Source organism: Acinetobacter sp. 789_lipA (genome assembly GCF_058242845.1).
On the sequence record NZ_JBZAYS010000001.1, the window covers coordinates 1488591 to 1503590 of the forward strand.

15 protein-coding genes and 1 pseudogene are annotated in these 15000 nt (G+C 37.2%); 11 read left to right on the plus strand and 5 right to left on the minus strand.

The features are described from left to right. Positions 1-4: 4 nt before the first annotated feature. Positions 5-814: a tetratricopeptide repeat protein gene (locus AC4CUZ_RS07175; RefSeq protein WP_490747424.1), complete on the minus strand. Its 810-nt coding sequence runs from the start codon at positions 812-814 to the stop codon at positions 5-7. 292 nt (positions 815-1106) lie between these two features. On the opposite strand from AC4CUZ_RS07175, the gene AC4CUZ_RS07180 reads away from it, so the two are divergent. From AC4CUZ_RS07180 to AC4CUZ_RS07190, 3 genes are all read left to right on the plus strand, one after another. Continuing rightward, positions 1107-1352, plus strand: a complete 246-nt coding sequence (locus AC4CUZ_RS07180) for a hypothetical protein (protein ID WP_004695190.1) — start codon at positions 1107-1109, stop codon at positions 1350-1352. Between the two features lie 345 nt (positions 1353-1697). Beyond that, positions 1698-2726, plus strand: coding sequence for an IS701 family transposase (locus AC4CUZ_RS07185; RefSeq protein WP_490747408.1), 1029 nt, complete (start codon positions 1698-1700; stop codon positions 2724-2726). A gap of 69 nt (positions 2727-2795) precedes the next feature. After that, the gene (locus tag AC4CUZ_RS07190) at positions 2796-3986 is read left to right on the plus strand and encodes a PQQ-dependent sugar dehydrogenase (protein ID WP_490747425.1); all 1191 of its coding nucleotides are present in this window, start codon (positions 2796-2798) and stop codon (positions 3984-3986) included. A 73-nt stretch (positions 3987-4059) separates the two neighbouring features. Here the strand turns inward: AC4CUZ_RS07190 and ygfZ are convergent, their stop codons facing one another. Further along, positions 4060-4782 (minus strand): CAF17-like 4Fe-4S cluster assembly/insertion protein YgfZ, encoded by a 723-nt coding sequence (gene ygfZ / locus AC4CUZ_RS07195; RefSeq protein WP_490747426.1) that lies wholly within the window; start codon positions 4780-4782, stop codon positions 4060-4062. Positions 4783-5047: 265 nt separating this feature from the next. Here ygfZ and acnD point away from each other — a divergent pair, with 265 nt between their 5' ends. The 3 genes from acnD (at position 5048) to AC4CUZ_RS07210 (ending at position 10512) form a co-directional block, all read left to right on the plus strand. Beyond that, entirely contained in the window at positions 5048-7654 is a 2607-nt protein-coding gene (gene acnD / locus AC4CUZ_RS07200; RefSeq protein WP_490747427.1) for a Fe/S-dependent 2-methylisocitrate dehydratase AcnD, read from the plus strand. Between the two features lie 277 nt (positions 7655-7931). After that, a protein-coding gene (locus AC4CUZ_RS07205; protein ID WP_088631513.1) for an IS4-like element ISAba1 family transposase occupies positions 7932-9022 on the plus strand; the annotation gives its coding sequence in 2 pieces (ribosomal slippage) (positions 7932-8472 and positions 8472-9022; 1092 coding nt in all). A gap of 341 nt (positions 9023-9363) precedes the next feature. After that, entirely contained in the window at positions 9364-10512 is a 1149-nt protein-coding gene (locus AC4CUZ_RS07210) for an AAA family ATPase (protein ID WP_490748055.1), read from the plus strand. Here AC4CUZ_RS07210 and AC4CUZ_RS07215 read toward each other — a convergent pair. Then, a pseudogene (locus AC4CUZ_RS07215) lies at positions 10455-10757 on the minus strand (transposase family protein); the annotation flags it as partial. The gene AC4CUZ_RS07210 and the pseudogene AC4CUZ_RS07215 overlap by 58 nt on opposite strands. Positions 10758-10794: 37 nt before the next feature. Continuing rightward, positions 10795-11199 carry a transposase family protein gene (locus AC4CUZ_RS07220; RefSeq protein WP_008942454.1) on the minus strand — a complete coding sequence of 135 codons (405 nt, stop codon included), beginning with the start codon at positions 11197-11199 and terminating at the stop codon, positions 10795-10797. Between the two features lie 67 nt (positions 11200-11266). On the opposite strand from AC4CUZ_RS07220, the gene AC4CUZ_RS07225 reads away from it, so the two are divergent. Together AC4CUZ_RS07225 and AC4CUZ_RS07230 are read left to right on the plus strand one after the other, a co-directional pair. Next, a complete protein-coding gene (locus tag AC4CUZ_RS07225) occupies positions 11267-11512 on the plus strand; it encodes a hypothetical protein (RefSeq protein WP_490747428.1) in 246 nt (81 codons plus the stop codon). A 1-nt stretch (position 11513) separates the two neighbouring features. Further along, a complete protein-coding gene (locus tag AC4CUZ_RS07230; RefSeq protein WP_490747429.1) occupies positions 11514-12398 on the plus strand; it encodes an HNH endonuclease in 885 nt (294 codons plus the stop codon). An 82-nt stretch (positions 12399-12480) separates the two neighbouring features. Here AC4CUZ_RS07230 and AC4CUZ_RS07235 read toward each other — a convergent pair whose 3' ends face one another. After that, positions 12481-13509, minus strand: coding sequence for an IS701 family transposase (locus tag AC4CUZ_RS07235; RefSeq protein WP_490747408.1), 1029 nt, complete (start codon positions 13507-13509; stop codon positions 12481-12483). A gap of 158 nt (positions 13510-13667) precedes the next feature. On the opposite strand from AC4CUZ_RS07235, the gene AC4CUZ_RS07240 reads away from it, so the two are divergent. From AC4CUZ_RS07240 to AC4CUZ_RS07250, 3 genes are all read left to right on the plus strand, one after another. Then, positions 13668-13811: a zinc ribbon-containing protein gene (locus tag AC4CUZ_RS07240; RefSeq protein ID WP_332476704.1), complete on the plus strand. Its 144-nt coding sequence runs from the start codon at positions 13668-13670 to the stop codon at positions 13809-13811. 340 nt (positions 13812-14151) lie between these two features. Further along, the gene (locus tag AC4CUZ_RS07245; RefSeq protein WP_490747430.1) at positions 14152-14295 is read left to right on the plus strand and encodes a zinc ribbon-containing protein; all 144 of its coding nucleotides are present in this window, start codon (positions 14152-14154) and stop codon (positions 14293-14295) included. A gap of 118 nt (positions 14296-14413) precedes the next feature. Beyond that, a complete protein-coding gene (locus AC4CUZ_RS07250) occupies positions 14414-14989 on the plus strand; it encodes a DUF4126 domain-containing protein (protein ID WP_279739207.1) in 576 nt (191 codons plus the stop codon). The last annotated feature ends 11 nt before the right edge of the window (positions 14990-15000 follow it).

Genomic DNA, 15000 nt, shown 5'->3' on the forward strand with positions numbered 1-15000 from the left:
AGATTTATTTTTTGACCGCAGCTGTTGCAGCAGGGGCTTTGGCTTGATCGGCAATCATTTTATCAACCATCGCCAAAGACTCTTTGGCCTGTGGCACATTTTCCTTGGCTAAAGCGGTAAAAATTTTCTTCGCTTCAGGCAAGTTCTGCGGAATGATATTGCCATTAGCAAACATATTGCCTACGGCCATCAGTGCAGGAATATAGCCTTTTTTGGCTAAGCCTTGAATGCTGTTGAGGCCTTTTTGAATGGGTGCTTCTTGTTTGTTTTTAAAGCCTGTGCTGATGTCGTACAAGGCTTGTGCATGAATGGCTTGATAGTTGCCTTTTTTCACCAAAGGCTCAAGTTTCTTAAGGGCTAACTTTTCAGACTCTGGTTTATTTTCAGAAAATAACAGCACGGCATATTCAACGGTTGCATCATCAAAGCCTAGTTTAGATGCGGCTTCAAAGTGTTGTTTGGCTTTGTTGATGTCTTGAGGCAAGCCTAAAGTACCTGTGACATAGTTTTTCGCAAGCACATAATGCGCAACAGGGTAGCCTTTGTTTGCAGCATCTTGATAGAGCTGAATGGCTTTCTTCTCATTCTTCGCTGTGCCTTGGCCAGTCTGAGTCAAATAAGCCAAGTTATACATGGCTTGTGGGTTGCCAGACTTTGCCAGTTTTTCTAAAGCTTGATATGCCCCTGTCATATTGTTGGCTTTAACCATTTCCTCAATCTTGGCAAATTCGGGGTTGGTGGTATCTTGAGTGGTAGCTGCAAGTGCAAGCTGGCTAGTGAGTGCAATTAAGCTTGCAAGTACGATTTTCTTCATGTTTTATAAACCTTTTTCTTACACATAAGTCCATCTATGTGTGTATTTGTTTTGAGTCATTTCACATCATAAGTTGAATTGTGTGAATGTAAATATCTGAATTGTGTCTTGGTCTTACAAATTTCCGTTGATTGTATTGATCGGTATATATTTTTCCAATACAAACCGCGTGCTGTGCAGTGGAAAAGTCTGAAACGTGTTATTGGTAGTTGTAGCTGATGGCTTCGGGTTTTATTAGGATTCTGGCTTAGATTCTGTTTAAATAGCGCTGAAAATGAGTAGTGAGTTCAGCATGTTTATTAAGTCAATTAAGAGAAATTATTTAAAAGTTTTGGCCGATGAGTCGATTCCAGACGGCGAGAAAATTGATGCCTTATTGATGAAATTGGGTGGTGAGTTTTTAGTGAGCAAAGATGACCGCGTGTATATCTTTGAAAAAGACGGTGTGACCGCAAAATTTGATGCTAAACATGCACGAGATTTTTCATTTAAAGACTATCTCTGCAAAGACATGAATAAGCTGTTTCATGATTTTTGATGTTTAATATTCATTGAAGATGAGTGAACTATTAAATAAGGCTCTAAAAAGGTTTACGTCCTTGGATGAGCCTTTAGCCCAAGTACTGATGCTTGCTTTAGACTTCTAAAGCAATATTTTATATGTTCTGTTTATAGCCACAGACCGAAAATGAAGGCTTTAGTCCACTGTAAAGGCGCTTGCAGTGGATAGGCAAAAGATAATATAAAATAATAATTTATATATGAAGAGCCTATACGCTTTTCTAGCAAAAGCGTTTGACTATCTGCTCATCATTCAAGTTATATCCTAGGACTTACGCATTGACGGATTCAAAAAAGTATTAAAATACTTTATAAAGTATCTGTGATCAGACGAATTAAACATGCTTCTACAGCAACTTGTACTCTACCCATTTATATGGGCTTTCTCATGACAGAACCGAACTCTATTAGCTGCACACAACTTGCCGAGACTTATAATATCTCGCATGATAGTGTAAATCGCTTTCTAGAGCGTGAAGACTACACACCTCACGACCTATATCAGGAAGCAATTCAACATATTGATAATAATAAACTTATAGTCAGTATTGATGATACTGTTTTAGATAAACCGTATAGTCAGCATATGGACTTAGTTAGCTATTTTTGGTCAGGCAAACACCACCGATCCGTCAAGGGTATTAATCTCATTACCTTGTATGCGACAGATCAAAATGGTCAAAATATTCCAATTAATTTCCGAATTTATGACAAATCTGAAAGTAAAACCAAGAATGATTACTTTATGGATATGTTAAGTGAAGTACTCAGTTGGGGTGCAAAGATTCAATTTATTACAGGTGATAGTTGGTATTCATCGACTGCAAATCTAAAAACCATAAGAAAACATGGTATTCGATTTATGTTTGGTATCGACTGTAACCGTAAGGTTTCCCCAGAAAAAGGACAATGGTTTCAACTGCGTTTATTGCCGAATTTCCATCAGGGTCAAGTGGTCTGGCTCAAAGATTTTGGCTTTGTACAATTATTTAAGACTCAGTTAAAAGAACAGCAGAGGTTTTATATTGTGCATCAAGATGAAGATGATTTATTGTCCTTTGAGGGTTTTCATGAATTACATTCAAGTCATTGGAAAATAGAACAATATCACCGAGTGATTAAACAGGTTTGTCATATTGAAAAGTTTCAAGTAAGACGATCTAAACTGATTTTGAATCATATTTTTTCAGCCTTGATGGCCTACGTCGAGATACAAAAGAACCAGTTTGAGCGGATCTTTGAAAATGTATATCGTTGGCAGAAGAAATTATTTAGACCAATCATCAAAGACTTCATTGATGACTTTATTCTCGATAAAAATCATCTGCTACCACAGAGAATCTATAAATAATACTGCGTAAGTCCTATATCCTATAAAAAAGATGCTGTATTTCATAAGATGAATCGAGACGTCTCTAAAATGATAAAAATATTCTCAATCTTATTCATATGCTTAATTAGTTCAATGGCAGTTTTAGCGGGGCAGCCAAATCTTGTGCCTCATCAAATCAACTTGAAAAATGGGAAGCGCTTTTCTCTCAATCTGCCAGAAAATTACGTCATCATTCCTGCGGCTGAGGGCTTAAAACGTGTTCGTTTTTTTAGCAAAGCACCTGACGGTAGAATGTTTGTAACGGACATGCATGATTTAACCGACAATAAAAAAGGCATCGTTTATATTTTGGATGAATGGAATGCTGAAACAGGAAAATTCGGCAAAATTATTCCTTATATGACAGGTCTGAAAAATCCAAATTCAGTCCAGTTTTATACCGATTCTTCAGGGCAAGATTGGTTATATTTGGCTGAAACGCATCAGCTCACCCGACGAAAATTCACCCAAGATGAGATTAAACCCACGGACAAAACCGAAGTTTTAGCGACTTTTCCTGATTATGGTTTAAGTTATAAATATGGTGGCTGGCATCTAACACGAACCATTGCAGTAGGTGGGAACGGTAAAATTTATGTTTCAGTCGGCTCAAGTTGTAATGCTTGTACCGAGAAAGAGAAAGTTAGAGCGACAGTTTTAGAAATGAACCCCGATGGTTCTGAACAAAAGATTTATGCCACAGGCTTACGCAATGCAGTCGGTTTGAAATGGGTGGGTAAATTTTTATTTGCTACCAATCAAGGTGCGGACCATTTGGGTAAACATAAACCTGATGAAACTTTTTATGCACTCAAGCGTGATGCAGATTATGGTTGGCCATCTTGTTATTCGTCGAATGGTAAAATTTTAGCAGATCCAAAATTTAAACGTCCAACTGGATGTAAAAATGTACCGTCTCCGTACGCCTATTTTCCTGCGCATTCGTCTGCACTAGGCTTTGACTACTTTGATGATCCAGATACGGATGACACCATTAAAAATTCTTTTTTAGTGGCTCTGCATGGTTCTACGGATGCCACAATTGGTCATGGTTATAAAATTGTGATTATGCGTAAAAGGAAAAAACTTGAAACCTTTATGGATGGTTTTTTAGTGGGGAATAAGGTGAATGGTCGACCTGCGGATATTTACCGTATAGATGCAAATTCCTTTTATTTTTCAGATGATAAGGCTGGTGTGGTTTATTATGTGAGGAAGAAAGGGCCGACATCATTCTAAGTTAAAAAAAGCCTCCAAAACCAAGAATAAGTTTTGGAGGCTCATTTATTATAACAGCATAAAATTTAAAGACTTAAGCAGGTCTTGCCACATCACCATTTAAGCGTTCTGGTAAGTCTAAAACTGTCACATCCAGTTCGCTCAAAGACTCAGGACGTGCCACCACCAACGCTACATAACCGCCATCAATCGCAGCGCTATTCACCACTTGAATACCTTTATTCAACTGTTCAGCTTGCGCAGGCGCACTGCCTGTACCCTGAATTAAATGCAACCATGCTTTGGGTTTGGCTTTAAACCATAAACGCGCAATCACTTCCTGACCCAAGTAACAGCCTTTGTCATAGTGCACGCCTTCACGTTGGTGTAAACGAAGCTCTTGGGGTTGAAACACATGCTCAATGGCTTGGTCGATAAACGCTTCACCATGGGTAATGGCTTGCACTTGCCATGCAGCAATATCGGTAGGCTCAGCAGAAAAGGTGGTGCGGTCTTGCGTGAAGGTTGGAAAAACTGAACCCATAGGTTCAAGTTTCATTTTAGAGAAAGCACCAAACTTTTTAATGTGTTTAGCAAACTCTTCCGACTGGTCTTGTGTGGTGACAATTTCAAAATGCTCAGGGTTACGTTTTGTTAGCCATAAACCAAAGTGGATACGGCCTTTCAAGTCACAAATGGCGGTGTATTGCGTTGTATTTTCAGCTAAAGCTTCAACGTTGACCGTCACTTGGCCTTGTAAAAATTTGAGTGCATCTACACCAATTAAAGTGAAAGAGGAGAAAGCTAGATCGCTCATGAATTGCTCGCCTATCTTAAAATCTAATACTAAAGAATTAGGGCTATTTTCCGCTATTTTTCAGAAAAAATCATATTTAGAGTAAATATTTAAAAGTTAATGTAACCAAATATTTCAAAAACCCCTGTTTTTATATCTAAGTTAATGAAATATAAACGATTTGGGAAATGGGTTTTCGACAGTGTAGTATGCCTAGCAGACAAAGATGAATTGTCTAGTAAAGAAAGACAGTGAAGAAAAATGAAACACCAAAGGCAGGAACGCTATGAACAATAATCACCGCAAACCACTGCAAGGCACCCAGCTAGAATACTTTGATGTGCGAGAAGCCGTTGAACAGATTCAGCCAGGCGCTTATGCAAAACTTCCATACACTTCAAAAGTATTGGCTGAACAGTTAGTGCGTCGTTGTGATCCTGCCATTTTGGAGCAGTCACTGAAAGAACTGATTTTCTCAAAACAAGATCACGATTTCCCTTGGTATCCAGCTCGCGTCGTCTGTCATGACATCCTTGGACAAACAGCATTGGTAGACCTTGCGGGTTTACGTGATGCGATTGCAGACCAAGGTGGCGACCCATCGAAAGTGAATCCTGTGGTGCCAACACAGTTGATTGTCGATCACTCTCTTGCTGTGGAATACGGTGGTTTTGACCCAGACGCCTTTGAGAAAAACCGTGCCATTGAAGACCGTCGTAACGAAGACCGTTTCCACTTCATCGAATGGACCAAGACCGCTTTTGAAAATGTCGATGTGATTCCAGCGGGTAACGGCATCATGCACCAAATCAACTTGGAGAAAATGTCTCCTGTGGTGCAAAGTCGTGAAGGCGTGGCATTCCCAGATACTTGTGTCGGTACAGACTCACATACGCCACATACCGATGCACTCGGTGTCATTTCGATTGGTGTCGGTGGTTTAGAAGCTGAAAATGTAATGTTAGGCCGTGCGTCTTGGATGCGTCTTCCAGACATTATCGGTGTTGAATTTGTTGGACAACGTCAAGCGGGTATTACTGCAACCGATATCGTTTTAGCATTGACTGAGTTTTTGCGTAAAGAACGTGTCGTTGGTGCATATTTAGAGTTCTTTGGTGAAGGTGCAGACAGCATGTCAGTGGGGGATCGTGCCACGATTTCCAATATGACACCTGAATATGGCGCAACTGCGGCAATGTTCTATATCGACCAAAACACCATTGACTACTTAACCCTGACAGGTCGTGAAGCTGAGCAAGTTGCACTGGTTGAAAACTATGCCAAAGAAATTGGTCTTTGGGCATCGGATATGAAACAAGCAGAATATCCACGTGTACTTCGCTTCGATCTTTCAACAGTAACACGTAATATTGCAGGCCCATCAAACCCACATGCCCGTGTTTCTACTGCGGATTTAAAAGAAAAAGGCATAGCAGGTGTGGTTGAAAACCGTACCGATGGTCTAATGCCTGATGGTGCTGTGATTATTGCTGCCATTACTTCATGTACCAATACATCAAACCCACGTAACACAGTTGCAGCAGGTTTATTGGCACGTAAAGCCAATGAATTGGGCTTAACCCGTAAACCTTGGGTGAAATCATCATTTGCACCGGGTTCTAAAGCAGCGGCTTTATATCTTGAAGAAGCAGGCGTATTGGACGATTTAGAGAAACTAGGTTTTGGGATCGTGGCGTATGCATGTACGACATGTAACGGTATGTCAGGTGCGTTAGACCCTAAACTGCAACAAGAAATTATTGATCGTGACTTATATGCAACAGCGGTGCTTTCAGGTAACCGTAACTTCGATGGTCGTATTCATCCTTATGCAAAACAAGCATTCTTGGCATCACCTCCGCTGGTTGTAGCGTATGCGATTGCAGGAACCATTCGTTTTGATATCGAAAAAGATGCATTAGGAAACGACAAAGACGGTCATCCAATTTACCTGAAAGACATTTGGCCATCAGATGAAGAAATTGATGCATTGGTCAAAGAAGCGGTAAAACCTGAACAGTTCCGTAAAGTGTACATTCCAATGTTTGACTTGGGTGTAACGGAAAAAGCGGCAAGTCCTTTATATGACTGGCGTCCACAAAGTACTTATATTCGCCGTCCGCCGTATTGGGAAGGGGCTTTGGCTGCACCTCGTACACTGGCAAATATGCGGCCGCTTGCGATCTTGCCTGACAACATCACTACAGATCATTTGTCACCATCGAATGCAATTATGATGGATTCGGCAGCAGGTGAGTACCTACACAAAATGGGTGTACCTGAGGAAGACTTTAACTCCTATGCAACGCACCGTGGTGACCACTTGACTGCACAACGTGCAACATTTGCTAACCCGAAACTGTTTAATGAAATGGTGGTTCGTGCGGATGGCACCATTAAGCAAGGTTCGAAAGCACGTGTTGAGCCTGAAGGCGAAGTGATGCGTATGTGGGAAGCGATTGAAACTTATATGAATCGTAAGCAACCTCTTATCATTATTGCAGGTAAAGACTATGGTCAGGGTTCTAGCCGTGACTGGGCTGCAAAAGGTGTGCGTCTTGCTGGTGTTGAAGCGATTGTGGCGGAAGGTTTTGAGCGTATTCACCGTACCAATTTAGTCGGTATGGGGGTGTTACCGCTTGAGTTTAAAGCGGGGACTGACCGTAAAACTTTAGGTTTAGATGGTACTGAACTGTATAGCGTGATTGGTAATATTGCGCCGCGTTCGACGTTAACTTTAGTTATTGAACGTGCGACAGAAGATGGTAAGAGTGAAATTGTTGAAGTGCCTGTCACTTGCCGTTTAGACACGGAAGAAGAAGTGTCTGTATATGAAGCGGGTGGTGTATTGCAACGCTTTGCGCAAGATTTCTTGGAAGGGAATGTGGCTTAAAAATTTAAGCCTGAACTAATTGATTTTGTTGTAAAAAGACCCTACATTTATGTGGGGTTTTTAAATTAAATAAGTTATGAAAGTTATATATACAGAAGAGATAAGCACAAATTATAGTGGAATTTTTTTAGCAAAAGATAATTATCGTACTGGGCATAACCAGCCTTGGGATGATTTTGATTATAAAGTAAAGTTTAAGATTTATTCTCTGTACACGACAAAAATAGATAACTCATTGAAATAATGTCATAATAATTGTTTTCTAACGACGAATACTATGACACATCTCAATGAGTTATATCTTATCTTAAACAAATATCTAAAATGGAACAAGTCACATTTAAAGTGCTTTGCGCTCATCATGCTTGTGATTATTTTAAAGCAAACATGTAATCTTTCTTCTGCATCTAAAGCCTTGCCCATCAAGTGCTTACCACAATCATTTTATCGACGTATGCAGCGCTTCTTTGCAGGTCAGTATTTTGATTATCGTCAAATTTCTCAGTTGATTTTCAATATGTTTTCATTCGACCAAGTGCAACTGACTTTAGATAGAACCAATTGGAAATGGGGAAAACGAAATATTAATATCCTGATGCTCGCAATCGTTTATCGTGGAATAGCGATACCTATCCTTTGGACATTGCTTAATAAACGTGGAAATTCAGATACGAAAGAGCGTATTGCTTTGATTCAACGCTTTATAGCCATTTTTGGTAAAGACCGTATTGTGAATGTGTTCGCAGACAGAGAGTTTATCGGTGAGCAGTGGTTTACATGGTTAATTGAACAAGACATCAACTTCTGCATTCGTGTTAAAAAAACTTCATTGTCACCAATCATTTAGGAAAGAATCATAAAATTAGTGATTTATTTCGCCATCTTAAAGTTGGTCAAATTGAATGTCGTAAACGACGGATTTTGGTTGGTCGGGTGAAACTATATATAAGTGCACTACAGTTAGAAAATGGAGAGCTTTTACTCGTCGTTTCTCCTCAGTTTAATGCCAATGCTATTCAGGATTATGCATTACGCTGGGAAATTGAAACCTTATTCAGTTGTCTCAAAGGACGCGGGTTTAATCTTGAAAATACGCGCTTGACAGACCCTAGACGAGTGAAAAAATTGATTGCGGTGTTAGCTATAAGCTTCTGTTGGTGTTACTTAACGGGTGAATGGCAACATGATCAAAAAAAAGTGATAAAAATAAAGAAGCATGGACGACTCTCAATGAGTTTATTTCGCTATGGTTTAGACTATGTTCAAATGGCGATTCAGCGTTTAATTGGTTTTGGGAAAAAAGAAGAGTTTAAGGAAATTTTGGCAATTTTAAGAAGGCAGAACCCTGATAGGATAAGGGTTCTGTGAAATTTGTCGTGTACAGAGAGATTTATTATAAAAGTGATAAACAAGATGGCGAACAACTTTTGGGTTTTGTGAGAGTACTTAAATCAGGTAATAAAAATACTTTTGAATATTTTAAGAAGCAGGGTACTAAACTTGATGAAGAAAATTATGATGTTAGTGATCTTCTTGATGAAAGTATGATTAGTTTACCTCTAGAAGTAAATTTTTATAAAAAAATAAGAGTGTTGCTTGATAGTGATGAAGATAAAATTAATGACTTTTTAAGCTCCATTAGAGATGCTAGTTATTTTATTGAGGAGGAAAAAGATTTTTCTAAATTTGGTGGTTACTCTAGTTCATTAATGAGAGAGGGATCAGCTTCTGAAGCAATTATTAAAAAAGGTTACCAACTTTCAATAGGAAGATCACTAGATAATTTAAAATTCAATGTGACTATTGAGCTTGATGAAAATAAATTTGATAACCTTATTTTGGATTTTGATATTGAAAGAGAATATGGCGAAAGAAATATAAATCTATTAATTGGACGAAATGGTTCAGGGAAAACTTATATAATTGATCAATTGATAAGAACTATTTTGGGAATTGAGTCAAAAAAAATTGATTATCCATATTTCAATAAGGTTTTGGTTTCTGCTTTTTCTCCATTTGAAAATTTTTTAACTGCTAATGAGATCGGTGAATTATATAAATTAAAAAATACTAATGGAACCCCAAAAAGAAGTACTAGAAATAAGAGGATTCCTGTAAATAAGTATAATTATATCGGTTTTAGGAATGAATATAATAAATTTGATAAAGATTATCCGAAAAGGAGAAGTGTTGATGCTATTTTGAATATTATTAAATATGATAAGGATAATCTATGGTGGGGGGAGGTGAATAAAAGAGAACTATTAAAGGATACTTTAAAGTTAAGTATAGATTTTGATGATATTTTTATTATCAATAAAAAAAGTGAATATATCTCAATTGATGAATTAGGTGAAGTAGATTCTGGTCAGTTAGATAAAAATAAGGGGCTTTTTTTTAAGAAAAATGATGATTGTTTGGCTTTAAGCTCAGGTCAGGAAATTTACTCTTATTTGATTCCAATATTAATAAGTGAGATCGAAAGTGAGACGCTCTTATTAATAGATGAGCCAGAGCTGTATTTACACCCAGGGCTTGAGTTGGGGTTAATGAAAATGCTAAAGAAATTATTAAAAGCATTTAAATCTTTCGCAGTAATTGCAACACATTCAAGTATTATTACTCGTGAAGTTGATAGAGAAGCTGTTAATATATTAAAGAGAGAAGGGAATTACACAACAATAGACTTCCTTCATAAATCATTTTTCAATCAATTTAATTGTTTATCTTTCACCCAATCTAAATTGTATATGCCAGCAAGTAAATTAAACCGCAGGTTTAATCTTTTACGACGATTTCTATATACACAAGATAAAATCTTAAAACATTTCATCCTTCCAAATACATGCTCTACTTGAATTCGTCTACGACCAATCTCTCTATTTAACTTTTTTAATTCAGAATCTAGTTTTTCAGTTTTCTTTGCTTTAGATGGCATGAGGCATCCAAAACCCAATTTCTTTATCCCTAAATACCCCTTATCAACGATAAAAAAGGGCTTAAATTTTAATTTCCTCATACTTTTTTTAAATATTTTAAAATCATGCATGCTTCCATGACTTCCACATACACTCAGTATTTCACCTGTTGTATAGTGCATAGATAGCTGAAATTTAAAGGTATGTCGCTTTTTTTTACCGCTATACCATTTCTTCTGTTTTTTTTGGACGTTGAACTAATATTTCAGTTGCATCAATCACAACAACTTCCCAATCCACTTCATCTCGATTAGGAAGTTGTTTTGGCAAGTTAAATTTTCCAGAACGGATTAAGGTATCTTCAATAACACGTGTGATACGAATTGCACTCGTTTCAGATACACCGTAACTCATACCAAGATGGAAAAATGTTCGATATTCTCTCCAATATTCTATACATAAGAGCAAACGATCTTCCAACGGTAATTTATGCGGTCGTCCTTTACCAATATGACGAGGTAAATGCTTATTTAGCTCGGCCAACATGAGGTTAAATGTAGCCCAACTAACACCGGTAAGCCTACGAAACTTAACGTCTGATAATTTTTGAATATCTTTGAATTTCATCCAAGGATTATCTCTTGAATTAAATAATTTTGCTGATTAATTTAAGATCAAATAAATTGTACGTTTTTTGATTTATGACGGAAGTCTAATCACCTTACCTAGCATTCAAACATACGGTTCAGATATAGAAAGTATTATTTCTGAGATTTTTGAGGATGATCTGGAAAGCAAGATTTATGAGCATGTTATTGATGATTTAATAGAGGATGATAATGAGTTAAATGTCAATCAAATTAATGAGGAGTTTGGCGATGCAGGTTTGATTTACTTTATTAGTAAAAATCGTAATGAAAAGATAGAGTTTGAAGATTAGTATGGATTTTTTAAATAGTTTTGTTGATAATGGCGATGAATGGTGGATTAGTGCAACTCATCCTGATTCGACAAAAGAAAATAAAGATAAATTAATTGGATTAAAGTCTAATATTTTTGAGAATTATTTGATTTATGAAAGAATAATATCGATTTATATAGAAAACCCTGAAATTCCTAGTTTTGTAAATACTGAAAATAAAGATATCCTATTGGATTATTATAATAATCCTCCTGTAAAGCTTAAAGGTAAATTAGTTAATAGAAGAAATAATAGTCTTAATGTATGTCCATACTGTGGAAAATTTGTGAGACCAAATACACTAGATCATTTTATGCCTAAAGAGGATTTTTCTCATTATTCAATATTTCAGAATAATTTGGTACCACAGTGTAGGAAATGTGCAAGTATAAAAGGTAAAAAATACTTTGATTCCTCTAAAGGATGTTTGTTTATACACCCCTTTTATAGTGATATTTTATCAAAAATAAAGTTTAAGATAAGTTTGTCTTTTGATTCATCTATAAATTTAATTAAGGTCGATGATATCAAACTGGAAGCATCTAATCTGACAACTGTAGAAAAGGTAAGAGTTAAAAACCATTTTGGGATATTAAATGTAAAGTCTAGAATTTCTTCTTATTGTTTGAATGAATTCAAAGAGTTGAGAAGGAAATCAAAAAAGAATAACTTTCCATTAGATGTATTGATTTCGGGTAAAATCTGTATCAATAATATGAATCGTTCGGATTGGTGTACAGCTTTTTACGAGTCATTGAACAATTGTAATGAGGCGAAGAGCTTTCTTAATAGTTTAATGCCTACAGCTCAAGTTGTAAATCGTATATTAGCACCTGACGATATAGAATGCTTTGACTTTGATTAAAATACTATATTGATATGTATTTAATCATTACTAAACAATAATTTGACAGGGAAAAAGTTAATTTTATAGGACTTACGCAGTATTATTTATAGATTCTCTGTGGTAGCAGATGATTTTTATCGAGAATAAAGTCATCAATGAAGTCTTTGATGATTGGTCTAAATAATTTCTTCTGCCAACGATATACATTTTCAAAGATCCGCTCAAACTGGTTCTTTTGTATCTCGACGTAGGCCATCAAGGCTGAAAAAATATGATTCAAAATCAGTTTAGATCGTCTTACTTGAAACTTTTCAATATGACAAACCTGTTTAATCACTCGGTGATATTGTTCTATTTTCCAATGACTTGAATGTAATTCATGAAAACCCTCAAAGGACAATAAATCATCTTCATCTTGATGCACAATATAAAACCTCTGCTGTTCTTTTAACTGAGTCTTAAATAATTGTACAAAGCCAAAATCTTTGAGCCAGACCACTTGACCCTGATGGAAATTCGGCAATAAACGCAGTTGAAACCATTGTCCTTTTTCTGGGGAAACCTTACGGTTACAGTCGATACCAAACATAAATCGAATACCATGTTTTCTTATGGTTTTTAGATTTGCAGTCGATGAATACCAACTATCACCTGTAATAAATTGAATCTTTGCACCCCAACTGAGTACTTCACTTAACATATCCATAAAGTAATCATTCTTGGTTTTACTTTCAGATTTGTCATAAATTCGGAAATTAATTGGAATATTTTGACCATTTTGATCTGTCGCATACAAGGTAATGAGATTAATACCCTTGACGGATCGGTGGTGTTTGCCTGACCAAAAATAGCTAACTAAGTCCATATGCTGACTATACGGTTTATCTAAAACAGTATCATCAATACTGACTATAAGTTTATTATTATCAATATGTTGAATTGCTTCCTGATATAGGTCGTGAGGTGTGTAGTCTTCACGCTCTAGAAAGCGATTTACACTATCATGCGAGATATTATAAGTCTCGGCAAGTTGTGTGCAGCTAATAGAGTTCGGTTCTGTCATGAGAAAGCCCATATAAATGGGTAGAGTACAAGTTGCTGTAGAAGCATGTTTAATTCGTCTGATCACAGATACTTTATAAAGTATTTTAATACTTTTTTGAATCCGTCAATGCGTAAGTCCTATTTTATTCTGTATTTGACTCCAATGGTCACAAAATAGACTCTACAATCTCAAAAGCTTGTCTATACTCTGTTCACCATTTCTAAAACACATGGAGAACAAAAATGGTAACTGCTGGCGAAAAACCTGGAACAGGCTTCTATTTTTGTGTTCAATGCGGACACCGCACTTATTTAGAAATTGGTACAGACCGTTTACCCCCGTGTACCAAATGCCTTGGCCATCAATTTAACAACAAGATTGCCTAAGCGGCACACTGCAAACAGTTATCCACTGTTTTAAATCAAGCCCTGTCATTAGATAGGGCTTTTTATTTGCTGGAAGAAAGGTTTTGGAAGCGGTTAGCACTGATACTATGACTCAAATGTATCTCAGCTTAAACGAATGCACTTATGATTCAACGCTCTAGAGACAACAATATAAGCTACTGACAGCACTTTCATGACTAAATTTTATTTAGCTTAGCTATTTTTGAAATACATCATTTCTTACATTTATGACGTCATCATTTGTCAAAATGATCAATAGACATCCATCATAAAATGCATATACTAGGGATACCATTTTCTAAACATATGGAGAACAAAAATGGTTACTGCTGGCGAAAAACCTGGAACAGGCTTCTATTTTTGTGTTCAATGCGGACACCGCGTCTACTTAGAAATTCGTACAGATCGTTTACCCCCGTGTACCAAATGCCAAGGCAATCAATTTAACAATAAGAATGCCTAAGCCAAAGATTTAACAGTTACCCACTGTTTTAAAGAAAAGCCCTATCACCCGATAGGGCTTTTTGCTAAGTTATAAAAAAGATAAAAACATCCCAACTTAGGCCACACAGGAAAAGCACATGGAAACCATATTAGGACTTTGTATCGGTATTGGCTTAAGTGCGGCCTGTGGCTTTCGTGTCTTTGTCCCACTTTTGGTCATGAGCCTTGCATCTATTATGGGATGGTTCGAACCCATGCAAGGTTTTGAATGGTTAAGCATGCCATCGGTGTGTATCGCCTTAGCCATTGCAACTGTCTGTGAAATCGCAGCTTATTACATACCTTGGGTCGACAACGCTTTGGACACCATTGCAACGCCAGCCGCGATGGTCGCAGGAACACTCACCACTATGGCAGTCAGTAGCGGGGAAATGTCGCAGTTTGCCAGTTGGGCCGCCGCAATTATTGTCGGTGGCGGAACAGCAGGCGCCGTGCAAATGAGTACCGTTGCTGTCCGAGGAGTTTCAACCGCAACGACAGGTGGGGTTGCCAACCCACTGGTATCTACAGTGGAGTGGGTAGGTGCCGTTTTACTGTCCGTACTGTCACTACTGGTTCCAGTCTTGGTGGTGATTGTGGGTATTATTTTAGCGATTTGGGCCGTGCGTTGGTTTAAACGTAAAAAACAAGAAAGTATCAGCACCCCTTTATAGTCTCGGCAGTT

Bases quoted from the DNA above. Each gene is read 5' to 3' on its own strand.
- AC4CUZ_RS07175 (WP_490747424.1), bottom strand. From the start codon at position 814: ATGAAGAAAATCGTACTTGCAAGCTTAATTGCACTCACTAGCCAGCTT.
- AC4CUZ_RS07180 (WP_004695190.1), top strand. From the start codon at position 1,107: ATGTTTATTAAGTCAATTAAGAGAAATTATTTAAAAGTTTTGGCCGAT.
- AC4CUZ_RS07190 (WP_490747425.1), top strand. From the start codon at position 2,796: ATGATAAAAATATTCTCAATCTTATTCATATGCTTAATTAGTTCAATG.
- ygfZ (WP_490747426.1), bottom strand. From the start codon at position 4,782: ATGAGCGATCTAGCTTTCTCCTCTTTCACTTTAATTGGTGTAGATGCA.
- acnD (WP_490747427.1), top strand. From the start codon at position 5,048: ATGAACAATAATCACCGCAAACCACTGCAAGGCACCCAGCTAGAATAC.
- AC4CUZ_RS07210 (WP_490748055.1), top strand. From the start codon at position 9,364: ATGAGAGAGGGATCAGCTTCTGAAGCAATTATTAAAAAAGGTTACCAA.
- AC4CUZ_RS07220 (WP_008942454.1), bottom strand. From the start codon at position 11,199: ATGAAATTCAAAGATATTCAAAAATTATCAGACGTTAAGTTTCGTAGG.
- AC4CUZ_RS07230 (WP_490747429.1), top strand. From the start codon at position 11,514: ATGGATTTTTTAAATAGTTTTGTTGATAATGGCGATGAATGGTGGATT.
- AC4CUZ_RS07240 (WP_332476704.1), top strand. From the start codon at position 13,668: ATGGTAACTGCTGGCGAAAAACCTGGAACAGGCTTCTATTTTTGTGTT.
- AC4CUZ_RS07245 (WP_490747430.1), top strand. From the start codon at position 14,152: ATGGTTACTGCTGGCGAAAAACCTGGAACAGGCTTCTATTTTTGTGTT.
- AC4CUZ_RS07250 (WP_279739207.1), top strand. From the start codon at position 14,414: ATGGAAACCATATTAGGACTTTGTATCGGTATTGGCTTAAGTGCGGCC.